The organism is Paraburkholderia acidiphila (genome assembly GCF_009789655.1).
GTDB classification, from domain to species: domain Bacteria; phylum Pseudomonadota; class Gammaproteobacteria; order Burkholderiales; family Burkholderiaceae; genus Paraburkholderia; species Paraburkholderia acidiphila.
Map to the genome: position 1 here is coordinate 180,145 of NZ_CP046910.1, position 24,230 is coordinate 204,374.

Sequence of the window (24,230 nt, forward strand, 5' to 3'; positions counted from 1 at the left end):
AGCCGTGTGGCCCTTAATTTGGGATAGTGCTTTTTGCGACGCCACGATAATCGGCCCTTTGAATTTTTCCAGGCCGGCGCTCGTCGGCCATGGCAGTCGAAGATGTCCGCTTTACCTTCCTCATTGCGCTCCCGCTGGGTGAGCGTGCGACTTGCACGGTCCGCTCGGAGCCAGCCATGAAATTGCCGTGGTCCAGTTCTGCAGGTGACCTCACCAAGGGCGACGTCCGCTTCGTCACGCACGAGACGGCGCGGCGCGCCGCGATCGCCTCCGCGTGCGCGGCCGCCGTGCTTGCGCTCGCCGGCGGCGTGGCGATCGGCCATTTCGCGCGCGCTCCGGCCGTTTCCGGTGCCGACGGGGCGAATCAGCATCATTACGTGGTTGGCGAGATCGGGCGCATGGACGCCTCCATCGCCTTGCTCGATCCGCGCATTGCGCGGCTCGCGGCGGAACTGGCGCAATTGCGCCAGTTCGACCAGCGGCTGCGCGCGCAACCGGCGCGCGGCGCCGCAACGGCTCCCGCACCCGCGCGCTCGGGCGATGAAGGCAACGACGCCGACGGCGAGGGCGGCCCCGAGCTCGCGCCGCGCCGCTGCGTGGAGGCTTCCGCTGCGCGGGCGGACGCCAAGGCCGTCAACGGCGCGATCGACTGCATGGCGGCGACGCTTTCCGCGCTCGAACAGGCCACCGCCGAGCACGAGGCGGCGTGGGACGCGTTCCCGGGCCGCCGCCCGCTCGAAGGCGGCCGCAACGGCTCGCCGTTCGGCAATCGCATCGATCCGTTCACGCAGCGTCTGAGCTTTCATCCGGGCATGGACCTCGTTGCGCCGACTGGCACGCCCATCCTCGCCGCGGCGGGCGGCCGCGTGATCTTCGCAGGTCCGAAGGCGGGCTACGGCAATGCTGTGGAGATCGACCACGGCAACGGCTTCGTCACGCGTTACGGCCATGCCTCGAAGATCGACGTGCGGGTGGGCCAGATCGTGCTGCCCGAGGAGCACATCGCCGACGTGGGCTCGACCGGCCGCTCGACCGGCCCGCATCTGCACTTCGAAGTGCTCGTGCATGGCCAGCCCGTCAATCCCGCCGACTATCTCGCACTCTTTGCCGCGCCCATCAATGGCTGATCCGCGACGTACCCCGCGCACGCATACGAATGCCGATCGCGCTTACGAACTGCAACCGGTGCGCTCGCTCGCGTGGCGCGTGGGTGGAGCGACGCTTTGGGCCGTGCTTGCCGCGACAGCCGGCGCCGGCATGAGCGCGTGGCTGCTCAAGCCGCAAGGCGGGCCGAGCTGTCCCGTGGTCGCGCCCGATGCCCTGAGTCGCGAACTCAGCGACACGCAATTGCGGCTCGAACAGGAGCGCGCCGCGCGCGCCGCGTTGCAAACCACGGCACAAGGCGCGCAGGCGACCATCGCGAAGCTGCAGGCCGAGCTTCTGTTCCTGCGCAACCATGGCGCCGGTTCGCGCTGAGGCGCGAAGTGCAGCACCCATCTTCATCGACATTTACACCACACGGTAGCTTTCCATGTTCAGCAGCAAGAAAAAACCGCAGCCCGGCATCGAACAAACCAAGCTGGCGACGCTGATCGCGCAGGACATCACGATCACGGGCGACCTCGAATACGCCGACGGACTGCGCCTCGACGGCCGTGTGCACGGCAACGTCTCCGGCAAGCCCGGCACGAAAACGCTGCTCGTACTGAGCGAGCGCGGCGCGATCGAAGGCAACGTGCACGGCTACGACATCGTGGTGAACGGGCGTATCGAGGGCGACGTGATCGCCGATCACTTCGTCGAACTGCAGGCGAACGCGCACGTGGTCGGCAACATCTACTACCAGCAGTTGCAGATGGACTGCGGCGCTTCGGTGGACGGCAAGCTCACCAAGCGCGACCCCGGCAGCAGCAGCGATAGCGCCGACATGCAGAGTCTGCTGCTCGATTCGCCTCAATTCGAGGTCCTGCCGCGCGAGTGAGTGCGAACCGCGCGCGCCCGTAAACGCGCGATCTCGGTTACACTGCGCGACATGCCACGTCACCCGCTCCGCCACGATCTGCCGAATGTCACCGCCGCCACGCGCGCGGTGTCGTCGCTCGCGCAGGCCGCTTCGGTGTGGGTGAAAGTCAAAGCCAAAAAACAGCCGCTCATCTGACCGGAGTCTGCTGTTCCGTCAGATGTGCGACGGAACAGCCAGTCGAAGGCGCCCGGCCTTCCGCCTCACTCCCGGCTTGCTTCCCTCCTGCGCACTGCTGAACGGACCTTCCATACGGTCGAGTTCAAGGGAAAGTCATGTCTGAATTTTCGGGTATCTGGATTCCGCTCATCACGCCGTTCAACGCCGGCGCAGTCGATCATGCCGCGCTCGACACGCTCGTGCGCCATTACGTCGAGGCTGGTGTGGCCGGCTTTGTCGCGCTCGGCACGACCGGCGAACCCGCCGCGCTAAGCGACGCGGAAGCGGACGACGTGCTCGCCACCGTGCTGGCATCGGCAGGCGGCCTGCCGGTCGTGGCGGGCGTGAGCGGCAACCACACGGCGGCGGTCTGCGAGCGCATCGCGGCGCTCAATGAGCGGCCCATTGCGGGCGTGCTGGCGGCGGCGCCTTACTACATCCGTCCGGCGCAGGCCGGCGTGATCGGCCACTTCGCGGCGCTCGCCGATGTAAGCCGCAAGCCCTTGATCATTTACGACATCCCCGCGCGCACCGGCGTGCGCATCGAGTTGCCGAGCCTGCTCGAACTCGCCGCGCACGAGCGCATCGTCGCGGTGAAGGACTGCGGCGGTTCGCTCGACAAGACGCTCGCGCTGATTCTCAACGGCCGGTTGCAGGTGCTCTGCGGCGAGGACATCGACATGTTCGGCGCGATGTGCGCGGGCGCGAGCGGGGCGATTGCGGCGTCGGCGCATTGGCGGCCGGAGCGTTTCGTGGCGATGGCGCGCGCGTTGCATGAAGGGCGTCTCGCCGATGCGCGCGCGATCTGGCACACGCTCGTGCCGCTCGTGCGCGCGGCGTTCGCGGAGCCGAATCCGGGGCCGGTGAAGGCGGGGCTTGCAGCGTGCGGGCTGGTCCGCAATGAACTGCGCGCGCCGATGACGCGCGTGAGCGGTGAACTGGAGGAGTCGCTGGCGCGGCTCGTGGTTTGACACTGCCCGTGCGGCACTGCCCGTGCGGCACTGCCCGTGCGGCACTGCCCGTGCGGCACTTCCAGTGCAGGACGGCGGCGTGGACAGATGAGATGCGGCGTGCGCGCCGCGCGAAAGACGGCGCTGCCAGGCTAGCGCGCCGCGCGTGCGCTCGCGGCGCTCGATGCACGGCGGCGGCGCGTGCGCGGGCGTTCGACTGCGGCGGGTTCGCCGTTCAGCAGAATGCGGCGGCCGGGCACGTGCTGCGCAACGAGGCGGGCGATATCGAGTGCCGTGCTCTCGGCGGGAACGACCTGGCGGCGCGCGCTGTCGTCGAGCGGCGTCGTCCATTCGACTAGCCGGTAGGCGCGGCCCCACGGATGCTGAAGCGGTGTGGAGACACGGCATGACGCGACCGTCGAAGCCGCGCCGTCGCGCAGCAGGGACTGCAGGTGCACCAGCACATCGTCTTCAACCATGAACTCGCTCCTCCTAGGCTTGCCGCACAAAAAAACGCCGCCGATGTTCCGGCGGCTCAACAGGGGTTGAGCCTATGGTTGCAGCAAAGAATTAAACCAACCTTAAGAGATGACGTCGAGCGACGTGTGCGGCGGGGAGGGCCAATGGGTGCAGCGGTGCGCGCTCGCAGTGGGCGCGCACCGCGCTGAAATACGCGGCTGGAGCAGCCGGCCCAGCGGCCGGCGCAAAGAACCTGATAGACCGCGACTAGTGCGGGCGACTAGTGCTTCGTGCCATTTTGCCGCAGCGTCGCACGCGTCTTGCGCGCGGCGAACAGCGGCAGATAGTCCTGTATGCGTGCCTGCGCGCGATATTCATTGAGCGTGTCGGCGTAGATGCGCGCGACCGTTTCCTCCGGCGTGTTGGTTTCTTCGGCGATGGTATGGACGATCTCGGCAACATCTGCGGTCTTCGTCATGACTTGGCTCCGGTCAGCGAGGAGGGGTTGGCAGGCAGGGTTTGAATTCAAGGATATCCCGGCGCGGGATTCCAATTGAATCCGCCTATCGGGCGATATCGTCGCGGCGGTGTCGACTGGGGGATCTGTCTGAGCTTTGCCGGCACGCTCGCGCAGGCCTCGCGTTTTCAGGCTTTCCAGTGAAAAACAGCGAAAAACGGCCACGGCGAGGCAGAATGCCTGCGCCGTGGCCGCCAGTTCGCGTGCGGCCACGAGCCGCACGCATGCGATGCTTACGCCGCGCTTTCGAGCGACGGATAGTCCGTGTAGCCCGTTTCGCCGCGCGCGTAATACGTCGAGGGATTCGGCGCGTTGAGCGGTGCGTTCAATTCGAAACGGCGCGGCAGATCGGGGTTGGCGATAAAGAGCTGGCCCCACGCGACCGCGTCGGCTTCGCCAGCCGCGAGCACGGCCTGGGCCGATTCCAGCGAGAACTTTTCGTTCGCGATGAACGGGCCGCCGAATTCTGCTTTTAGCTGCGGCCCGAGACGGTTATCGCCAAGCGATTCGCGTGCGAAGAGGAACGCGATCTTGCGCTTGCCGAGTTCGCGCGCCACATAGCCGAACGTCTCCGCCGGGTTCGAATCGCCCATCGTGTGAGCGTCGCCGCGCGGTGCGATATGCATGCCCACGCGATTCGCGCCCCACACATCGATACACGCATCGGTAATTTCGAGCAGCAGCCGCGCGCGATTCTCGATCGAACCGCCATAGGCGTCCGTACGCTGATTGGTGCTGTCCTGCAGGAACTGATCGATCAAATAGCCGTTTGCGCCGTGAATTTCGACGCCATCGAAGCCGGCGGCCTTCGCGTTGATCGCGCCTTGGCGGAACGCGGCGATTACGCCAGCGATTTCTTCGGTTTCAAGCGCGCGCGGCGTGACGAAGCCGCGTTGCGGACGCACGAGGCTCACGTTGCCTTGCGGCGCAATGGCGCTCGGCGCCACCGGCAGATCGCCATTCAGGAACACGGGGTCGGACACGCGGCCCACGTGCCACAGTTGCATGAAGATGCGGCCGCCCGCGGCGTGCACCGCGTCGGTCACGATCTTCCAGCCTTCCACCTGGTCTTGCGACCAGATGCCCGGCGTTTCGGCATAGCCGACGCCTTGCGGCGTGACCGAGGTGGCTTCGCTGATGATGAGGCCGGCCGACGCGCGCTCGGCGTAGTACTTCGCCATGAGCGCGTTGGGCACGCGCACTTCGCCCGCGCGTTGTCGCGTGAGCGGAGCCATGATGATGCGGTTCGGCAGCGTGAGGTCGCCGATCTGGATGGGGTCGAAAAGCGTTGCCATGTAGGGTCACCTTGTCTGCGGGCACGGCCCGCGGGCTGAAAAGCGATACAGGAATCGAAACGGGACGATGCGTCGCTGAAGCGTCACAACTGCGCGTTCATATGGGCGATAAACGCCTCGATGACCGGCTCGTTGCGCTTGAAGAACACCCACTGCCCCACGCGTTTGGACGTGACGAGCCCGGCCTTCTGCAACACGGCCAGATGCGCGGACACCGTGGATTGCGAAAGCTGGCAATGCGCGTCGATCTTGCCCGCGCAGACGCCGTTTTCGAGCGGCAGCTCCTGGTCGCCAAAGTGCGCCTGCGGCTCGCGCAGGCTCGCGAGGATCTCGCGGCGCACGGGATTGGAGAGCGCTTTGCAGATCGCGTCGACGTCTAGCGGTGGGGTGGTGAGGGCCTTCTTCATTGCGGCTGCATCGTAACTGTCCGAATCATATATCGGAATTATACGATATGGGCGATGGCACTCTTTTCAATAGGGTTGTCGGCTATCGACACACAAAAAAGCGCGCACTTCTGGAGCAGCATCGATAAGAGACAAAAAAGAACACACCTAGAATTTCGTATTGTGGGAATGTCTATTTAAGTAGTTGATATTTATGTAAATTCCGGTTTTCTTGATCATGTCAGATGCGGGGGCTACGACGGGATTATTGGGCCTGCTCTAGATCAAATATAATTCGGATGCCGAATTAATAGTGCACACCTGCCCCAACAGCTAAGGCTTTAGCCAATTCATTCATTTTTGTTTCGTGCTTGGGGCAACGTCGACGTCATGCGAATGGACCAGTTTCGAACCGATCGGGACGTGTGGAGGTGTCAGCGGGCCCCTGAAGGTGCCTCCTAGACGTTTTTGCCCTGCGGTGGCGTTTCGTCAACGTGCGCCTGGGCGAAGTCGAAGCCCTTCTGGTCACGGTGAGCCGGGAAGCGCGCAGCGGTCATCTGGTAAGCGATCGAGCGCACCTGCCGTTCGGCGGTTTCAGCCATCAACAACAGTTTCATGAAGCGTTTCGGCTCGAACTCAGTGTGACGCGACTGCGCGAGGAGTCCCGGCCAGGTACTCGCTGTGCCGCGTAGTTTGAGACTCTTGAGCACATCAACACCTTGGACAACTGCGTGCACGCGAGAGCGGGTGCTAGGTCTCCGGCGTCACACAGCCGGCGCATCGTTGTCGTCGAAGAGCAAGAGCGCTTCAAAGTCAAAAATACTGTATAAATATACAGTATTTTTGACTTTGAAGCGGACATGGCGTGTCGCAGAAAATTCGTTTCGGATGGCGCGAGGCGTTCACCAGTGCGAATCCATCGGGCAAATACCTCACCGCCGTGGCGCACAATTTCATATAATACATGGCAAATGTGCACCAAACACATTAAACTATTGATTTTTAAGGTAAAAAATGGATCAGGAAATTGTCGATTTGGTTCTTGGTCTCGCGCAAAATGGAGTGAAGGGGGATCAGCGGGCTTTTCAACTGCGGCTCAGGAAGATCGTCAGTCGACTGCGACAGCGGGAGCCGGATCTCGCTGGGCGCCTGATTGGCATCCTTTCGCAGGGAGATGCGCCGACCCGGGAGGTTTACCACCACCAAAATGATCGGGATGAGGAGAAGCCCGTTCAATATATACCTGAGCGAGGGGAGGCCTCACGTGGCGGCCCTTCGTTGGCGAAAGACAGCGTGCCGGGCATTCCTGTGGACGGCGACAGCCGGCAACTGCTGATCTCCGTTACGCACCCTTCTGAACATGCCACAAAGCAGCCAACGTGGAACGACGGCATTGCGGCTTCTGTGGGACAACTCATTCGTGAATGGCGACAGGCGGAGATCCTGCGCCGGAGTGGGCTCAGTCCGATCAGGTCGGTGCTGCTTGCGGGGCCGCCAGGCGTCGGTAAGACGATGACGGCCACCTGGGTTGCCTCCGAATTGAAACTGCCCCTGCTTACGCTTGATCTGTCCAGCGTGATGAGCAGCTTTCTCGGAAAAACTGGAAACAACATTCGGACGGTGCTGGACTATGCCAAGCAATTCCCGTGTGTGCTTCTTCTGGATGAATTTGATTCTATTGCCAAGCGTCGCGACGACGAGTCTGATGTCGGTGAATTGAAGCGCCTGGTAACGGTGCTATTACAGGCTGTTGATGGGTGGCCCGATTCTTCATTGTTGATCGCCGCGACGAATCACGAGGAGCTGCTTGATCCTGCAGTGTGGCGAAGGTTTGAGCTGCTTCTAAATTTTGACCTCCCGTCGCGTGACGGAGTGCGCGACTATCTGCTTGCCAGCCAGATCGAGCCACGACTCGCAGCGAAGCTCAGCGAGCTGTTGCAGGGGCAGACATACGCGCGTCTTGAAAAAATCGTTAATGCAGCGCGCAAGGCCGCTATTCTGGACAACGTGCGATTTGAAGATGGTCTATGCAAGACCGTTATCGAACAGCTTAAAGACACCTTGAAATTGTCTGATGAAAAGACGCTGGAGATCATATCATTGCATCTGCAGGGGTTGACCCAGCGTGAAATTGCCAAGCGCGTCGGGCTGGCGCATTCGACTGTCGGGCGGCAAATAAGATCGATCTTCGGGGATAGAGATGACGAATAAGAATCTATTGATTGGCTACGGGGAGACGCTCGTATCGCCTGTAACGCTTAAACACGGCGGGGGCGACAAGCGGTATCCCTATGAATTTCAGGCCATCAGGCCGCGGCTGTCGACGCTGATCGATGCAGCGGCCGATCAGGTCGGGACGGCGAACCCGGCAACGGTGCCTCATGGTGAAGCGGTCGTCGAAGTGACGCTGCATCCGGCTTTTCTGGCAAAGAGCTATTTCCCCCGGCAACTGCTCAACGAGTTCGATCTCCGGCATGTCGGCAGCAAGGGGCGCTTCATCCGGCCGCAAGTGTCGTTGCGCAAGGATCCGCCGGAAGGTGGGGAGTCGGCGCCGGTCCTGTTTGTCGCGGGGACGCAAAGTAGCCTGAGGGCGCTTGAGGGGGGCCTCTGGAGCGAACGGCTGCCCGCCGCGTTCCGCGACGACTATCGAAAGATCGAAGACTTTCAGGTATCGGGTGCCGCCGGCAAGATCCGGCAGATTGGAGACGGTAAGGCCGACGAGCACGTTGATCTGGAGGTCGTGCTCCATGCGGGTACGCACCAGAGCTACGTGCTCGATGGCTTTGTATCCTGGGCTAGCCAGTGCGGAGCCGAGGTACTGATTGACAAGGCGATCTATGTGCCCATGCTGACCTTTGTGCCGGTACGCATTGCGCGCAGTCAGATCGACGCGCTGGCCGAATACAGCTTTGTCCGCGTGGTTCGCCGCATCGCACCGTTGCGCGTGCACCGACCGGTGGTCGTCAGGGCAGCGACGGTCGAGCAGACTGTGTCCGTTCCATCGGAGGCGGCCATCAACAGCGACATGTCAGTCGCGTTGTTCGATGGTGGCATCGGGCATGACCGCCTGCAGAAGTGGGTCGATGAATACACCTGGCCCGATACCAAGGGCACGACGGCGAAGTTATTGATGCATGGCAATGCCGTGACCTCGACGGTGCTTTTTGGCGAGGCCTCGAGCAGCGAGGGCGAATTGCCTCGCCCCTATGCGAAAGTGCGTCACTATCGTGTGATCGGGAAAGCAAACGGCGGGGATCCGGATCTCTTCGATGTCCTGCATAAGATTGACTGGGTGCTCGTCAATGATCAACCTCAATTTGCCAATCTGAGTCTCGGGCCGTGTCTTCCGATTGATGACGATGATGTCCATGTCTGGACCACGCTGCTGGATCACCGGCTGTCGAACGGACGCACGTTCGCCACTGTCGCGGTCGGCAACGACGGCGACGATGCGGATCCGGCGATGTGCCGGGTTCAGCCGCCCAGCGACATGGTTAATGCCATCGGCGTCGGTGCCGCCAATTCGAGCGGAAATACCTGGGACCGGGCTGCTTACAGCTGCATCGGGCCGGGCAGAAGCCCGGGGCTCATGAAACCGGATGGGGTCGCCTTCGGTGGATCGGCGAGCGAGCCGTTCCATGTCTATGATCCCGGTCAGGAGGAAGTGATCGGCGTGGAGGGCACCAGTTTTGCAGCCCCGCATGTGCTCCGGGCGGCAATCGGGGTGGCGGCTTCCCTTGAGGCGCCGCTGTCCTCAACGGCGCTTCGTGCGCTGCTCATTCACCGCGCCGAGCAGCACCCCACATCGGGTGGACGGCAGGTGGGTTGGGGGCGCTTTGAGACGGATCCCGCCAGGCTGATTCGATGCGCGGACAACGAAGCCATGGTGATCTATCAGGGCGTGATTAACCCTGGCCAGCCGGTGCGCGCCAAGATCCCGTTTCCCGATATTCCGTTTAACGGGAAAGTGACGGTGCAGGCGACTTTCGCATTCACGACGCCGACGGATCCGGCTCATTCGTTAAACTATACGAAAGCGGGACTCACCGTCGTGTTCCGGCCGGTCGAGGCCGCGAAAAAAACCCTCCCGTTCTTCAACCAGGACAGCTTTGACAGTGAAGACGACCTGCGACGGGATGCGCAGAAGTGGGAAGCGTGCCTGTCACGCATGCGCAGGTTCAATCCGTCGACGCTCAAGGATCCCGTTTTCGATATCGAATATCTGACGCGGGAGGAGGGGCGCGCCATGCCGGCGAAGGATCAGGTGCCCCTGCCATATGTGCTCGTCGTCACGCTGTCGGTGGCTGGGACCCCGGAGGTCTACAACAGCGTGCTGCAAAAATACAAGACGCTGCAGCCCGTCAAGCTTGCAACCCAGGTGCATATCCGCACCTGAGTGCCTGAGGCCAATACCAGTCGCCCGACCTGAACGACAAAGCCCGCTCATCGAGCGGGCTTTGTCTTTGTGCGGCAGCGGGCGAGAGGGTCAACCCTGTGCGGCAAGGCTTTCGTAGAACGCCTTCACCTTGTCCGACGGTGAGCGGTTCAGCGTCCGGATGGCCCGCTCCGTGTCCCTGATGCTCTGGTCAACGAACTCCCCGACCGCGCTTGCGCTGGCCTGGCCGTGTTCAGTGATGCCGCGCAGGGGGCTATTCTTTTTCTGGACTTTGACCACGACCGTATCAGGCGAGACAACCGTGCGGACCAGCTCAAGTTTGTCGGCCTGGTTCGCGATCGCAGTAATGGTCTTGACTGCTTTCTGGAGTTCGAGGGTGTGTTGTTTCCGCTTCGCCACTTTTATGAGGCGCCGGGAGAGTCGTTTTTCAATCATGATTTTTCCCGAAAAAGGGCCGCTGGATTACTCTCGTCCGAACAATCCAGCATGCGATAAGCGAAATTCTCGCTGCTCAGTGCACCGAACGAATGCCAGCCGGTGGACGCATTCAAATGTTCTACCCTGAACCGATAGTAAGTCAAGGCGGGATCGTTCGCATAAATATCGAAAATCCGGCCAATGGGCACGTAACGGTCGGTTTCGATGAAGCGTTGGACGGCCCGCAGTGTAGCGTCGCCGCGCGACAGGACGACCGTGGTCAGGTGAACCTTGTAGCCCGCTTCCGTCAGCGCATTGAGCAACTTGTTCAAGCTCTTGGGGTCGTGGCCAATCTTGGGCAATACGATGTTAAGGCCTTTTCCTTTGCAATAGCCCATCAACGACGGAGCGTTCTCTTCGTCGTCATCTTCATCTTCGCCGCCCTCAACGAGCATCGCCGACTCGTCGTGCACCAGATAGGCGCCCGCGGCTCCCGTGAATTCTGGAAACTTGCGCTTGGCATAGTCGGAATCCACGATCATGGCACCCAGATCATCGGCGATACGATTCACGAGTGTGGACTTACCCGATGCTGGCAGGCCGGTAACGATATAGGCGTTACGCTCCGCCCGTGCAGCGCCTGATTTGGGCATTGCGCCGCCACTTCCCAGTGTAATCTTCTCGTCGTCGTCAAGGCGGGGAAGTGTGCAGAGCTCGGTGACGATCTGCTCGCGGAGGCTCACCCGGTCGTCTTCAGAGCGATAGGCTGCGTGACGGCAACTTGCCAATTTACGCGTCGTCTGACTGGCTACGCCGTCGACCGAAAACTCGGCATCGCGAATGCGTGTCGAGACTTCTGATTTGGGGAGCGTCGTCTGGTTTTTCAGGACGATTGACTTTTTGACACCAAGACAATTGGTGAGGAAGGCGTCAATTGCCTCGTCGTTACGGAGAGGGCGTGCGTAGTTCTTGGCCATGGCGGGCTCTTGCTGGTTTGCGCAGACGGTGCATGATTTGCCGATCCGCCGGTCGGAAAGAAAGACTGCGGGCTGGGGCAACCGGTCGATTTTACCAGTGCTTGATGCAAAAGTCGCCAAAATGTATGAGTCAAATCAGGTACTTATGCGTCCGGCATCATAACATCTGTGTCTGGGGCGTCGTTGTAAGCGAAGCTGGCTTCCACGAACGCGCGTGTCTCGGCCTGCCCCGTGCGTGCGTACGCTGCGGTCGTCTGCACCGAGGCGTGGCCAAGCAGTGTCTGCGCAACGGGTAGCGGCACCCGGCGATCGACCACGAGCGTGCGTGCATAACCGTGACGCAGCCAGTGCGTGGACGCCGCTTCGAGTGCGGCACGCATCGCGCCGTCCGCGGGGGGCAGCCGCTCTGCAGCCAGCGCAAAGACAGCCCGCACTTCATCGTAAAGCCCGCTTGCACCAAGCGCGTGGCCACGCTCGCTGTGGATCAGCGGCAGGCGCTCGCCAGCGCGCGGATCGTCGGACAGGACGCGCGAATGCCGGTAGGCGCGCAGGGCTGGCAGGCAGACTGACGGTAGCGGGACCGCGCGCGGCTTGCCGCCCTTGCCGGTTACGTGCAGCGTCCACTGTTGTGCCTCATCGACCGCGATCCACGGCGTGGCGACTGCCTCGTCCCAGACCAGTTCCGCGAGCCGGACGCCGGAGAAACGGTACAGCGACCAGATTGCACGGCGCCGGGCCCAGATCGCAGGGGGCATGTTCCTGGGCGCTTCGCCTGCCATGACCGCGTCGCAGTGGGACAGGGCGGCGGCGGGCAGAAAGCGCACGGGTGTCCACGTCATGCGCGCGCGGCGTCCCGCCCCGAGTCCTTCGGCGGGATTGACAATGAGGTAGCCCGTGCGGTGCCACCAGGCGAACAGGCTCGAGATCACGGCGAGTGTGCGGGAGACGGTCGCGGGCGCGGCGTGCCGGATGGTTCCCGCCTCGCTGGCATGGGGTGCCTGCACGGCGTCGCGGTACGCCATCAGGTCCTGCCGGCTTAGGCCGGAAAACGGTCCGAGCCGCTCGCGTATGCACCAGGCGGCAAGTCGCCGCAACTCCGTCAGATAGGCGCGCAGCGTGTGCGGTGAGTGCGCAGCTCGCTCACGCAGGAACAGCCTGACTGCCTGGGCGTCGTCGGCCACGCCCAGCGTGTTGGTCAGCCGCACCGGGTTCGCAAAACGCCCCGAACGGGCCAGCCACGCGGGATCGATGCCGGCAGGCAGCAGCGGCCCGCTGGTCAGTGCAGAGTCGGGTATGGCGAGGCTGTCATGTGACTCGCCGTGCGCGGTGCCGGGCGTCCCGGCGTGGGCATCCTCGGGTGGCGCGAGGCGAAACCGCCGGCGGTGCTGCTGCAGCACGCGCGCGAGGACCGTGGCCGCCGCGGGGGCGCACGCCGCCGGCACGACCCGCGCCCGCCCGTGTGCCCAGTACTCGATGACGGCGTCGTGCTCCAGCAGCAGTGCGAACACGGCGGGGTGTTCGCGCCTGGCGTCGGCCAGTGAGGGACAGCCGCGCTTGAGTGCCGTGAGCGTCCAGTGCAGGTAGACAGGATGACCGAGCGCGTTTGCCACGTATTCCAGCGCGGCCTCCATGCTGCCGGGCAGGCGTTGTGGTGGGCGACACCCCATGTCGATCCAGTCGGACGGCGTCATCGCGCTTTCCTCCTGGAGGCGCCGGTCTTCGGCATGTGGGTGGCGAGCGCGGGCCGGAGGGCGGCGGGTTTCCGGTTGACGGCGCCGGTACGCACGCGCAGCAGCGTCTGGCGCTGCTGCCCGATCACGGTGGCCAGCGCCGTGGCCTCGGCGGCGGTCTGCTGCCGGGCGCTGCGTTCTGCGGCGAGTTCCGTGAGCAGCCGCTCGCGCAGGGATTCGAGGGCCTGCAGCCGCTCCGCGGCGCGCGCGAGTTCGCCTTCGAGGCGCTGCCGCTCCGTCTGGAAGGTTTCGCGCTGATGCGCGGTTTCCCGCAGGAGTTGCCTTGACAGTCCGTCGTAGCGCGCGCGCTCGGTGGCCAGGTCTGCGGCATGGGCCTGCGTGCCGTCCCTTGCGGCCATTTCCGCTGCGGCCAGCTCCGACCGCAGTTCGGCCACCGCCCCTTCCAGGGTGGCGACGTGTTTCGCCGCTGCCGCGGCTTCCGTGTGGGCCACGGCCAGCGCCGTGTCGCGGGCCGTGAGCTGCCCGCGCACCTCCGCCAGTTCCTCCCGCAGCAGTTCGACCCTCAGCTGCGCGTTGTGCTGCGCTTCTTCCGACGCGTGGGCCGTCGCCTCGGCCTCGCGCCGCAGGCGCACGACGCCATCGAGCTGCGTGGCGACGGCTGCCTCCCACAGCGTGCGCATCTGCTGCGCGATCTCGGGCGGCAGGTCGGGCACGGCGAAGCCGGTGACGCCTGCCTGGACCAGCTCGGCCTCGATCGCGTTCAGGTGGCGCGACAGCATGGCCGGGTCGCCCGCGCCGAGGCGCGCCCGGAGCTTCCGCACCGAGATGATCTTGCGGAAGCGCGCGTCGGACGCAGGGGCCGGGTCGCCGGCCTCGGCGAGCATCGTGAGGACGGTGGCGCGGATTGCGTCGGAGGTGACGGCGGCGGGACGGGGCATGGTGGACTCCTGCAACAGACGCAGCGGACTCCACGTTCCGGGCGGCGGGGCACGGCCTGGTGCAAGGGCAAATGCAGGACCGGATACAGCGCCGGCCGCCCGGGGCGCAGGGCGGAAATTCCAGTCTGGATTACGCACGCGCCTGACGCAAGGAAAGCCGTTTTGACGCGATTAAAAATCCGGGTCGCGTGATAACTCTAATTATCGCGGCCAGCACGCCATTCGAATGCAAGTGCCGTGAGTAGGCCGTCGGGGAAGGGGATGCGAGAAATTTCGGGGCGGTAACTCAACCGGTCTGGTCGGGTGTTGTTGCGCGGACAGGTATTCTTCTGCCGCAGGCGGGATGCGAGCATCGAACGCAGACGCGCTGCTTCCCGGTAAGGCGGCGATAGTCGCGGGATCCGGACGGCGCACTCGGGCGCCGGGCTAATGGCCACGGCTGCGCGTGAGATCGAAGCGGGCAATCTCGACCTGTCGTCGCGCACCGAAGAGCAGGCCTCGGCGCTCCAGTAGGCGGCATCGAGCATGGAACAGCTCACGGGCACCGTGAAGCAGAACGCCGACAATGCCCGCCAGGCCAGCGCGCTTGCCGCCAACGCCTCGGAAATCGCCAACAAGGGCAGTGCGGTCGTCAATCAGGTCGTCGGCACGATGGGCGACATCAACGACAGCTCCGCGAAGATCGCCAACATCATCACGATCATCGAGGGCATCGCGTTCCAGACCAATATCCTCGCGCCTACCATCGCGTACGCAGCCAGAGCGCCATGCCGGTCAGGCCGAGCCCCGAGAGGCATTAAAGAATTATGAGGACTTGCCGTAAATGGATAGGCTGATTTCCACAAAAATTTTGAATACCAAAATATGAGACCAAATTTCAATAAGACATTGCCTGCACTGCTTGTTTCAGCTGCGTGTCTTTACAGCATGAACGCATCAGCTTCAGTGTTTTGTCCTCAAGCGTACGTACCCCGTGAGGTACGAAATGGCGTTGAGTATGGGGATTGCAACTGCGAGGGCAGATTCATCCCCAATGTATCGCGGGACTATTGCGCTTCGGTGCTCCAAGACTTGAATCGGCAGGTGGATGGGTACAACCCGAACGGTAGCAGTAGCTTTTACAGCTATTCTAATCAGCCGCATAAAGTACCCCCGCCGATGCCCAACACACTCAACGAAAATCAGTAACAAGAAAGCATGATCGCGCCAGTACGAATCCGGCAAACGTCTATCTGAAGGTCATTGCGTTTCAGACCAACATCCTCGCGCTCATCGCGGCCGTCGAGGCGGCGCGCGCGGGCGAGGAGGGGCGCGGCTTCGCCGTGGCGGCGGGCGAGGTTCGCAGCCTCGCACAGCGTTCGTCGGTGGCGGCGAAGGAGATCAAGGGGCTCATCGACACCTCGGTCGAGCGCGTACAGGCGGGGTCGGCGCTCGTCGATGAGGCAGGGCGCACGATGACCGAAATCATCGCCGCGGTGCAGCGCGTGACCGACATCATGGGCGAGATCGCGGCGGCCTCCCAGGAACAGTCGGGCGGTATCGACCAGGTCGCGCGCGCGGTCACGCCGATGGACGAGGTGACGCAGCAGAATGCGGCGCTCGTCGAGCGGCGGCTGAGCGGAGCCGTGGCGGTATTTAATCACCGGACACGCAGGTGCTGAACCGGAGGGCAGAGGCAGATGCGGGCCGGCTTCGGGGCGGGTTTGGCTGCGGCGTGGGACCCGCAGTTGCATGACAGCATGAACAAGGCACACGACACGACGCATGACGATCTCGCGCAACGCCTCGTGAATGCGCGCCGGCGTCATCATCTGATCGAAACCCTGGAGCCCGAGCGCGTGCCGCCGGACGCCGGCGACGGCCTATGCGATCCAGCAGGTGGTGCTCGCCGGGCTCGAGACGACCACGGGCGGCTGGAAGGTGGGCGCGCGCGCCGGGCGGCCCCGCTTCCGGTGCACCGATCCCGGCGCCGCTCGTGCACGCCTCGCCGGCACGCTTCGAGCGCCGCCACTTCTTCCGCGTGCTCGTGGAGCTGGAGATCGCGTTTCGTTTTTCGGAACCGATCGTCCCGCGCGCCGAAGCCTATGCGCGCGACGAGGTGGTCGCGCGCGTCGGCCAGATCCTCCCGGCCATCGAGATCGTCGATAGCCGTTTTGCGCAGTGGCCCAACGTCGCGCCGCTCGCCCAGCCCGCCGATGCGCAGAACAATGGCGCACTCGTGACCGGCCACGCGCTACCGTACTCCGCGCTTGCCCGCGCGCTCGATTTCGTCGCCCCTAAACTCGGGCTGACGTTCGACGGCGCCTCGCTCGTGCCGGAGGCGCCAGGCAACCCCGCTGGCGATCCGCGTGAACTGCTCGTCTGGTTCGTCAATTCATGCAATACCGTGATAGCTGTGACTCAACGTTAAACGGTTCCGCATTCCACGCGACGTGCGTCCTGTACTTTGTGCCTTTGGAAGTGGCGACGAGGGTGGTGGCGGGCCATCCGTCCGAGGCACTGCGCAACTCAATTGGCGATCCGCCGAAAAGTGTCGGTCTGGATTGCTAATCATGCGGCTCGACAGGCGTCATGAACGAACGTGAATGGACAAGCTCCGCCTGGATACTGCGACACGATCCAACCCACGCCACGTGCATGAAGGATTGCTGGAAGTTGAGGTCTTTCCGCGCTTAAACGAGTCTTAGGAATGCGTATCGTGCTGAGTCTGGTCACACCACGAATGAGGCCCGATTTAACGGTGCGAAAAATTTCAAAAGGGTTTAGGATGAATTTGAGCGATGTCGTTTTGAATAGCGCGCCAGCGCCGCGCACGGCATCGGTGAGGAGGTAGCATGGATATCTACAGCAGCTTCGCGACCCGCTTCGAAAAAACGCGAGAGGAGGAGTTCTCGCTCGAGGAGTATCTCGCGCTCTGCAAGGAAGATCCCAATGCGTACGCCACGGCTGGCGAACGCATGCTGACGGCAATCGGCGAACCCGAACAGATCGACACCCGCAACGATCCGCGCCTGTCGCGCGTCTTTGCGAACAAGGTCATCAGGGTGTATCCCGCATTCGGCGAGTTCTATGGCATGGAAGACGTGATCGAGCAGGTCGTCACGTACTTCCGCTGTGCGGCGCGAGGACTCGAAGAGAAGAAGCAGATTCTCTATCTGCTCGGATCTTCGCGGGGCGTGAATGCAATCGCCGAGCGTTTGAAGCAGCTCCTGGAGCACGTGCCGATCTATGCGATCAAGGGCTCGCCCGTGAACGAATCTCCGCTAGGGCTTTTCGACTACGACGAAGACGGTCCGATACTTGAGGAGCAATACGGCATACCTCGCCGTTACCTGAGGAGCAATCTGAGCCCGTGGGCCGTGAAGCGCCTGCACGAATATAACGGCGACATCAGCAAGTTCCGCGTTGTGCGCCGCTTCCCCTCCATCCTGCGCCAGATCGGCATTGCGAAGACCGGGCCAGGTGACGAGAACAATCAGGACATCTCGTCGCTCTTGGGCAAGGTGGACATCCGCAAGCTCGAGCAATACGCACAGGATGACGCAGACGCGTACAGCTACTCCGGTGGCCTATGTCTCGCGAATCAGGGCCTGCTCGAATTCGTCGAAATGTCCAAGGCGCCGATCAGGGTGCTGCACGCCTTGCTCACGGCCACGCAGGAAGGCAACTTCAAGGGCACCGAAGGATTCGGGGCGATACCGTTCAACGGCATCATCCTCGCGCACTCGAACGAGGCGGAATGGAGGGCATTCCGCGACAATCGTGACATTGCGCCGCTGCTGGGTTCCGTTGCCCTCATAAAGGTGACGAAACGCTTCGCATGGCCGAGCCTTAGGCGTGTGCGGACCGAACCGAACAGACTGCGTTCAGCGAGACAGACCGAATCAAGGTCTGCCCGACTCCTCCGTAGTGCGTTGAAAATCGCTTCAGAGCAGGCGATAAAGAGGGTTGTGTACCTTGTGCTGACCGGCCTGCTCGTACACGGCGGTGGCAGTACAAACGTTCCGAGCGGGCCTACGCACGTAGCGCATCAAGTCACCCGGGTGTAGGCACAACGTTGCCAGTCCCACAAACCGACGTCGACCAAGCACTGTCGCACCGGAACCTCACGAAAGGGTTCCGGTTCTGATCTTGGTGCATATTATCTGCGCGATCGTATCTTGGGGTGAGGGTGCCGTACTCGAAGATGCGGGTGTACGACGGGTAAAACTTCAAGGGCACCGATCCAAAAGCCAAGGTTTACAGGAGTACCGCGAGGCGTCGACGAAGTCATGAACAGCGCCTGCTCGTGCTTCGTGTGCAAAATCCTCTCGCGGGCGTTCAACATCCATTCGACCGAAGTTGCCGCGAATCCGGTGCGCATCATGTTTCGCCGATGTAACCGTTTCCTGCTGAATTCATAGCGCGTCTTGTACGATTTCGGCGCACGCTTCACTGGCAAAAAGCCTCGCGATAACGACGACGCCAAGGCCGGCGCCTCACGGCGTCACTTCCTGAAGGCAGGAGCGGCTCTTTCTGCAGGGGCCGTCCTTGGGTACGTTCCGACAACTCGCGCCGCACAGTCGATTACGGTTACCGGAGAACATCAACTACATGCCGCGCGAGCTCACCTACGTTCTCACAAATAGCGACGCTGAGTTCATTGTTGCGCATGAATCGGTCATCGAGCGCCTCGAAACGTGCCTCGATGACGGAACCGTCAAGATTGACGGGGCAAAGATTTTTATAAAAGGTGCCGACACTGGCTCGTACCGGGATTGGGATGCGCTTGTTCGCGCAGAACCGGCGCAACTGAAAGCTGCCGGTGTCAACCTTTCCGACTTGCTAAATATTCAGTACACCTCAGGTACGACCGGGTTCCCGAAGGGATGCATGTTGACCCATGAGTATTGGATAGTTAGCGGAAAAGTGAACGCATTCCGAGATGGCCGCTCATACTCGAATATCCTGGCGCCGACTCCGTTTTACTACATGGACCCGCAGTGGATGCTGGTCATGACGCTGTTTCAGCGCGGAACGTTGTTCGTGGCAAACAAACAAAGTGCATCCCGCTTCATGAACTGGGTTCGCGAACACAACATTAACTTCTGCCTCTTTCCCTACCTTGTGTACAAGCAGGATGAACATCGTGACGATGCCCACAATGAGCTCGTTCGCGCGAATGTGTACGGTGTGCCACGTGAGTTACATTCTAAGATCGAGGAACGATTTGACTTGGTCGCACGCGAAGCATTCGGGATGACCGAGGTGGGCCCCGCGATGTTCATGCCGATCGAGGCGGTGGACATGGTCGGCTCGGGCTCCTGCGGTGTACCGTCACTCGCTCAGCAAAACACGGTAGAAGCCGACGCTTCGTGTCGTCAAGCGGCGCGAGCTTTCAGCGCCCACCAATCGCCCGTGCTGCCTCGATTGCAAGCGGCGAGAATCGCCGGACGAACGCGGCTTTCGTCCACTCGGCACAAGAGCCCGCGATGTGCACGGCGCCGAGCGGGCGGCCATCACGATCCAGCACTGCGCTCGCAAGCGCGAGTTCACCAAGCAGGCTTTCTTCCTCCGCCACTGCGAAATTGCGTGAACGAGCTTCTTCGATCTTTTCCTTGATGCGGCCGAAATCGGTTTCAGTCTTGGCGGTCAACGGCGTGAGCGTGGAGCGGCTCAGAATGTCGTTCACTTGAGTATCGTCCAGCTTCGACAGCATCGCACGCCCGCCCGAGGAGCAGAACGTCGGAATGCGCCGGCCAATGAGCGTCGCGTAATACGTCTGCCGCTTCGACTGGCGGCGCAGCGCGTAAATGATGTGCACGTCGTCGAACAAGCTCAGGTCGACGCGCTCTCCCGTCTCCTTCTGCAATTCTTCGAGGATTGGCGTAGCCCGCTCGATGAGCGCCGAGTTGCGAAGGAAGTCAAAGGTGCGCGCGAGGATTTCCTTGCCCAGCACGAGGCCACGCCCTCCCTCCGCCTTCTCCAGATAGCCCTTCATCACCAGTGTATGTGCGAGACGCTGACTCGCGCTGCGGTCCAGACCAGTGAGTTCGGCCAGCTCGCCGAGGCTTAGCGGACCGCCGCCCGATGCGAACGCCTCGAGCAGATCGAGCCCGCGCGCGAGCGACTGCACGTAAAGGTTGTCCTTCGTTACCACACGCCCTCCCACGTCCTTGCGGAATTTTTCTGGTTGCGAACTAATTTTAGAAATGCCAAGATGGCCATACGTTAATACGACTGTATTGCTATTTAATACAGTTGTCAAGCGAATAAATCGACCGGCCGGACGTCCGCTCACAGGCGTAGAGGTCAACGAGCCGATTCCGGCGAATTTCAGTGGCACAACACAATGCGAGACTACGAATACCTTGAACTGGATGGCGTCGCTCTTTCCGAGCTGCTGGCAAAAGGCGAGACATCTTCCGATGCGCTGCTGACGTGCGCGATTAGCATTGCGAAGCATGTGAATCCCGCGCTGAACGCCATTTGCTATCCCGACTATGAAGCCAGTATGGCGCTCGCGCGCAACGGGAGTCGGGGTGGCGTTTTTCGCGGCATTCCCTTTCTGCTCAAAGACTCTGGCTTGGCCTCAGCGCGTCTCGATTCGAAGCTCGGCTCCTCGCTCTTCGACAGCATCAAGTACGCTGCAGACTCGACTCTCGTGGCGCGCTTCGAGGATGCCGGGTTGATTCCGTTCGCGCGTACGACCGTGCCGGAGCTTTGCATGGCGCCGACCACGGAAGCCACGCAAAACGGCGGCCCCACGCGCAATCCCCACGACTTTTCGCGCTCCGCGGGTGGGTCGAGTGGCGGCGCAGCCGCCGCCGTCGCGGCGGGCATCGTTCCGGTCGCGCATGGGAGTGACGGTGCGGGCTCGATCCGCATTCCGGCGTCGTGCTGCGGCGTCTTCGGCCTGAAGCCTTCGCGGGGGCGCGTGCCGATGGGGCCGTACCGCGGCGAAGGCTGGGCGGGCCTGGCCGTCGACGGCGTGATCAGCCGCACGGTTCGAGACACCGCGGCGGTGCTCGACGCGGTTTCGGGTTTTGAGCCGGGTGCGCCGTATTGCGCACCGCCACTGAGCCGGCCTCTGACTGACGTAGTGAACAAGCCATTTGACCGCCCGCTACGTATCGCGGTGTGGAAGGAACCGTTGAACGGAATCGCACTCGCTCCCGAATGCGCTGCGGCCGTCGATGCGACCGCGCAACTGCTTCGCGATCTCGGCCACGAGGTCGAATATCTGCCGGCGCCCAGCGGACTCGACTACGAAAGCTTCGTTGCCGACCACATTCGCGTGCTCGCCGCGAACATCGTGCTGTCCGTCGATGCACGTCTGAATATGCTCGGACGCAGGCTCCGGGACGGCGATCTGGAACCGGCAATACTCGACGGATACGAACTGGGAAAAAGCGTTCCGGCGTCGCAATACGCCGCCGCGGTGGCGCGGTTTCATTCGTTGGGCCGACTTCTTGACGTGCCGTTCGAACGCTTCGACATCGTGCTGACTTCAACGCTCGCGCAACTGCCTGCAGAGCTCGGCACGTTGACGATGAACGGCACGTTCACGGTGTTGCGCGAGAAGGTTAGCCGTTATTCGACGTACCTGGCAATCCTGAATGCGTCCGGGCAGCCGGCCGCGAGCGTGCCGACGTACTGGACGGAGCATGGGCTGCCGGTCGGCTCCCAACTCATCGGCCGGTACGGCCGCGAAGATTTGATTGTTCAACTTGCGTCGCAACTGGAATCCACGGGAAGCTGGCAGCCGGCCCGGCGACGTCCCCAATTTAACGCATAAGCAATGAATAACCGTTTAGAGGCAGCAATGGCAAACAGTCTGACCACCGCGCGCCCGATCGAAGCCGAAACCGGCGCGGAAAAACTCGCGTATGCGAAGGTGACGCTGCGTTTGATTCCGCTGCTGTTCATCTGTTACGTGGCAGCGTATCTCGACCGTGTCAACGTCGGGTTCGCGAAGCTGCAAATGCTCTCGGACCTGCAGTTCAGCGAGACCGTGTACGGCCTGGGCGCCGGCATTTTCTTTGTCGGCTATGCGCTGTGCGAGGTGCCGAGCAATATCATTCTTCACAAAGTCGGTGCGCGCGCATGGATCTCGCGCATCATGATTACATGGGGGCTCCTGGCCGGCGCGATGGTATTCGTGAAAACGCCCACGTCGTTCTATATTATTCGCCTGTTACTGGGGATTGCCGAGGCCGGCTTTCTGCCCGGTGTGGTTCACTACCTGACCTATTGGTTCCCGAGCAGCAAGCGAGGCAAGGTCGCGGCCATTTTCTTCACTGCCATTCCGGCTTCCGGGGTGATCGGTGGCCCGCTGTCGGGCTGGATCATGCAGTCGATGAACGGTACGCATGGACTCGCCGGTTGGCAATGGATGTTCGTCGTCGAGGCGATTCCCTCGGTACTCCTCGGGCTGCTGATTTTATGGAAGCTGCCGAATCGCGTGGCCGACGCCAAATGGCTCACCTTGGCGGAAAAGCAGGCGCTGCAATCCGCAATCGACGCGGACGACGCACAGAAGTCGAGTATTCCGGTAAGCCGGGTCTTCGGCGACCGGCGCGTGCTCACGCTGATCGCCGTGTGCTATTGCATGGCGCTCGGCTCATACGGCATCAGCTTCTGGCTACCGTCCATCATCAAGGCGACCGGCGTGAAGAGCCTGCTCGAAATCGGTGTGCTTTCGGCAATTCCTTCCGTGGCAGCCATCGTCGGCATGATTCTGCTCGGCCGCAGTGCCGACCGGCAACGCGAAAGAAAATGGCACCTGGCTGCGGCTATCGCCATCGGTGGCGTTGGCATGCTGCTGAGCGTACTCTTCAGCGCGAATACGGTGGCGGCGCTCGTTGCGCTCTCCATTGCTTCAATTGGTGTATTCGCCGCAAATCCGCTGTTTTGGAGTCTGCCCACCGCATTCCTTTCAGGCGCGGGAGCGGCAGCGGCGGTGGCCTTCATTAACTGCACGACGAGCACGGCGGGTTTCGTAAGCCCTTATCTGATCGGCTGGATCAAACAGACGACCGGGAGCACCGATGCTGCGATGCTGATCCTCGCAGCATGCAACGGTCTTGGGCTGCTCATTCTTGCGACGATGGTCCCCGCGAAACTTGTCAATCGCTAGCAGGCCGCCAAGCTGCTATGCGGGTCCGCCGGACTTTGCGCAACAACCCAACAGGAGTGCAACATGCCCCTAAAGCTTCCTCAGGGAAGAAAAATTGCTGTAAACATTGGCGTCGACTTCGACGGTCAATCGGTCTGGATGAATTCCTTCGGCCTCACTTCGCCCGGTTACCTGTCCCGGGGAGAGTTCTGCGCAATCGTCGCCGCGCCCCGATTGCTCGCCGAGTTGAAGCGATTCGACATCAAATCGACGTGGTTCACGCCGACTCATACGATGGAGACCTTCCCAGCCCAGTTTGAGGCCGTGCTAGCGCACGGACACGAGGTCGGCGCGCACGGCTGCGTGCACGAAAAGGTCGGCGGACTCTCGGGGGAGGCTGAACGTGCGCTGATGGAAAAACAGTTGCGACTGCATGAGCGCATTGTCGGCAAGCGCCCGCGCGGCTACCGCTCGCCTTCGTGGGACCTCACCGAAAATACGCTCTCGATTCTCGAAGACAACGGTTTTGACTGGGATTCGTCATTGATGGGTCGCGATTTCGAGCCCTACCGTCCGAGCAACGTCACACTACGCGACGATGGAGGAAACGTGTTCGGACCGCCGAGCACGAAGATTCTGGAAATGCCGGTTTCGTGGCATCTCGACGATTTTCCGGCAATCGAATATGTGCCGCGAATGAACGCCGGTATGGCCGCGCCCGATGTCATTCTGGGAAGGTGGATGGACCACTTTACCTACGCTTATGAAGAAGTTCCCAATGCGGCTGTGTTCTATACGCTTCATCCGCAATCCATTGGCAAGGCGCCGTACATCCTGATGTTACGCAGGCTGCTCGAGCGCATTTCGTCATACGGTGACGTCTGGTTCGCCACGATGAGCGAGATTCACGACTGCTGGGTCGATTGAA

19 protein-coding genes and 8 pseudogenes are annotated in these 24,230 nt (G+C 62.1%); 17 read left to right on the plus strand and 10 right to left on the minus strand.

Annotated features, from left to right (window positions below; all coding sequences use genetic code 11):
* The first annotated feature begins 176 nt into the window (after positions 1-176).
* The 5 genes from FAZ97_RS15270 to dapA all read left to right on the plus strand — a co-directional run bounded on the left by FAZ97_RS15270 (position 177) and on the right by dapA (position 3,150).
* Positions 177-1,127, plus strand: coding sequence for a M23 family metallopeptidase (locus FAZ97_RS15270; protein ID WP_158759324.1), 951 nt, complete (start codon positions 177-179; stop codon positions 1,125-1,127).
* Positions 1,120-1,476 (plus strand): hypothetical protein, encoded by a 357-nt coding sequence (locus FAZ97_RS15275; RefSeq protein WP_158759325.1) that lies wholly within the window; start codon positions 1,120-1,122, stop codon positions 1,474-1,476. The genes FAZ97_RS15270 and FAZ97_RS15275 overlap by 8 nt, the downstream gene beginning before the upstream one ends.
* Before the next feature lie 55 nt (positions 1,477-1,531).
* Entirely contained in the window at positions 1,532-1,981 is a 450-nt protein-coding gene (locus FAZ97_RS15280) for a bactofilin family protein (RefSeq protein ID WP_158759326.1), read from the plus strand.
* A gap of 51 nt (positions 1,982-2,032) precedes the next feature.
* A complete protein-coding gene (locus tag FAZ97_RS35610; protein ID WP_267904747.1) occupies positions 2,033-2,158 on the plus strand; it encodes a hypothetical protein in 126 nt (41 codons plus the stop codon).
* Positions 2,159-2,295: 137 nt separating this feature from the next.
* Positions 2,296-3,150 carry a 4-hydroxy-tetrahydrodipicolinate synthase gene (dapA, locus tag FAZ97_RS15285; protein ID WP_158759327.1) on the plus strand — a complete coding sequence of 285 codons (855 nt, stop codon included), beginning with the start codon at positions 2,296-2,298 and terminating at the stop codon, positions 3,148-3,150.
* A 227-nt stretch (positions 3,151-3,377) separates the two neighbouring features.
* Here the strand turns inward: dapA and FAZ97_RS15290 are convergent.
* The 5 genes and pseudogenes from FAZ97_RS15290 to FAZ97_RS15310 all read right to left on the minus strand — a co-directional run.
* Positions 3,378-3,608: pseudogene (locus tag FAZ97_RS15290) on the minus strand (DUF2866 domain-containing protein); the annotation flags it as partial.
* Positions 3,609-3,868: 260 nt separating this feature from the next.
* Positions 3,869-4,318 carry a DUF3562 domain-containing protein gene (locus FAZ97_RS35800; RefSeq protein WP_407671847.1) on the minus strand — a complete coding sequence of 150 codons (450 nt, stop codon included), beginning with the start codon at positions 4,316-4,318 and terminating at the stop codon, positions 3,869-3,871.
* 20 nt (positions 4,319-4,338) lie between these two features.
* The gene (locus FAZ97_RS15300; RefSeq protein ID WP_158759329.1) at positions 4,339-5,400 is read right to left on the minus strand and encodes an alkene reductase; all 1,062 of its coding nucleotides are present in this window, start codon (positions 5,398-5,400) and stop codon (positions 4,339-4,341) included.
* Between the two features lie 83 nt (positions 5,401-5,483).
* Positions 5,484-5,807 (minus strand): ArsR/SmtB family transcription factor, encoded by a 324-nt coding sequence (locus FAZ97_RS15305; protein ID WP_158759330.1) that lies wholly within the window; start codon positions 5,805-5,807, stop codon positions 5,484-5,486.
* 464 nt (positions 5,808-6,271) lie between these two features.
* A pseudogene (locus tag FAZ97_RS15310) lies at positions 6,272-6,523 on the minus strand (ATP-binding protein); the annotation flags it as partial.
* A gap of 277 nt (positions 6,524-6,800) precedes the next feature.
* On the opposite strand from FAZ97_RS15310, the gene FAZ97_RS15315 reads away from it, so the two are divergent.
* The gene (locus FAZ97_RS15315; protein ID WP_158759331.1) at positions 6,801-7,997 is read left to right on the plus strand and encodes an AAA family ATPase; all 1,197 of its coding nucleotides are present in this window, start codon (positions 6,801-6,803) and stop codon (positions 7,995-7,997) included.
* Complete coding sequence (locus FAZ97_RS15320) at positions 7,987-10,182, plus strand: S8 family peptidase (protein ID WP_158759332.1); 2,196 nt, start codon at positions 7,987-7,989, stop codon at positions 10,180-10,182. The genes FAZ97_RS15315 and FAZ97_RS15320 overlap by 11 nt, the downstream gene beginning before the upstream one ends.
* Positions 10,183-10,272: 90 nt before the next feature.
* Here the strand turns inward: FAZ97_RS15320 and FAZ97_RS15325 are convergent, their stop codons facing one another.
* From FAZ97_RS15325 to FAZ97_RS15340, 4 genes are all read right to left on the minus strand, one after another.
* Entirely contained in the window at positions 10,273-10,617 is a 345-nt protein-coding gene (locus FAZ97_RS15325) for a hypothetical protein (protein WP_158759333.1), read from the minus strand.
* Positions 10,614-11,576, minus strand: coding sequence for a zeta toxin family protein (locus tag FAZ97_RS15330; RefSeq protein WP_233271762.1), 963 nt, complete (start codon positions 11,574-11,576; stop codon positions 10,614-10,616). The genes FAZ97_RS15325 and FAZ97_RS15330 overlap by 4 nt, the downstream gene beginning before the upstream one ends.
* 143 nt (positions 11,577-11,719) lie before the next feature.
* The gene (locus tag FAZ97_RS15335; RefSeq protein ID WP_158759334.1) at positions 11,720-13,267 is read right to left on the minus strand and encodes a tyrosine-type recombinase/integrase; all 1,548 of its coding nucleotides are present in this window, start codon (positions 13,265-13,267) and stop codon (positions 11,720-11,722) included.
* The gene (locus tag FAZ97_RS15340; protein WP_158759335.1) at positions 13,264-14,205 is read right to left on the minus strand and encodes a DNA-binding protein; all 942 of its coding nucleotides are present in this window, start codon (positions 14,203-14,205) and stop codon (positions 13,264-13,266) included. The genes FAZ97_RS15335 and FAZ97_RS15340 overlap by 4 nt, the downstream gene beginning before the upstream one ends.
* A 399-nt stretch (positions 14,206-14,604) precedes the next feature.
* On the opposite strand from FAZ97_RS15340, the pseudogene FAZ97_RS15345 reads away from it, so the two are divergent.
* From FAZ97_RS15345 to FAZ97_RS35815, 7 genes and pseudogenes are all read left to right on the plus strand, one after another.
* Positions 14,605-15,000, plus strand: a pseudogene (locus tag FAZ97_RS15345) (methyl-accepting chemotaxis protein); the annotation flags it as partial.
* Between the two features lie 446 nt (positions 15,001-15,446).
* A pseudogene (locus tag FAZ97_RS15350) lies at positions 15,447-15,857 on the plus strand (methyl-accepting chemotaxis protein); the annotation flags it as partial.
* 87 nt (positions 15,858-15,944) lie between these two features.
* Positions 15,945-16,585: pseudogene (locus tag FAZ97_RS35705) on the plus strand (2-keto-4-pentenoate hydratase); the annotation flags it as partial.
* 454 nt (positions 16,586-17,039) lie between these two features.
* Positions 17,040-18,011: pseudogene (locus FAZ97_RS15360) on the plus strand (PrkA family serine protein kinase); the annotation flags it as partial.
* A gap of 371 nt (positions 18,012-18,382) precedes the next feature.
* Positions 18,383-18,575 (plus strand): annotated as a pseudogene (locus tag FAZ97_RS35805) (PrkA family serine protein kinase); the annotation flags it as partial.
* A 39-nt stretch (positions 18,576-18,614) separates the two neighbouring features.
* On the plus strand, positions 18,615-18,833 hold the full coding sequence (locus tag FAZ97_RS35810) for a twin-arginine translocation signal domain-containing protein (protein WP_158759336.1): 219 nt from the start codon (positions 18,615-18,617) through the stop codon (positions 18,831-18,833).
* Positions 18,736-19,524: pseudogene (locus FAZ97_RS35815) on the plus strand (AMP-binding protein); the annotation flags it as partial. The gene FAZ97_RS35810 and the pseudogene FAZ97_RS35815, both read left to right, overlap by 98 nt.
* A 58-nt stretch (positions 19,525-19,582) precedes the next feature.
* On the opposite strand, the gene FAZ97_RS15375 reads toward FAZ97_RS35815, so the two are convergent.
* Entirely contained in the window at positions 19,583-20,530 is a 948-nt protein-coding gene (locus FAZ97_RS15375) for an IclR family transcriptional regulator (protein WP_233271764.1), read from the minus strand.
* A gap of 6 nt (positions 20,531-20,536) precedes the next feature.
* Here FAZ97_RS15375 and FAZ97_RS15380 point away from each other — a divergent pair, with 6 nt between their 5' ends.
* The 3 genes from FAZ97_RS15380 (at position 20,537) to FAZ97_RS15390 (ending at position 24,229) form a co-directional block, all read left to right on the plus strand.
* Complete coding sequence (locus FAZ97_RS15380) at positions 20,537-21,982, plus strand: amidase (protein WP_158759338.1); 1,446 nt, start codon at positions 20,537-20,539, stop codon at positions 21,980-21,982.
* Positions 21,983-22,009: 27 nt separating this feature from the next.
* A complete protein-coding gene (locus tag FAZ97_RS15385; RefSeq protein ID WP_199272132.1) occupies positions 22,010-23,323 on the plus strand; it encodes an MFS transporter in 1,314 nt (437 codons plus the stop codon).
* Positions 23,324-23,386: 63 nt separating this feature from the next.
* On the plus strand, positions 23,387-24,229 hold the full coding sequence (locus FAZ97_RS15390; protein ID WP_158759340.1) for a polysaccharide deacetylase family protein: 843 nt from the start codon (positions 23,387-23,389) through the stop codon (positions 24,227-24,229).
* Position 24,230: the final 1 nt, after the last annotated feature.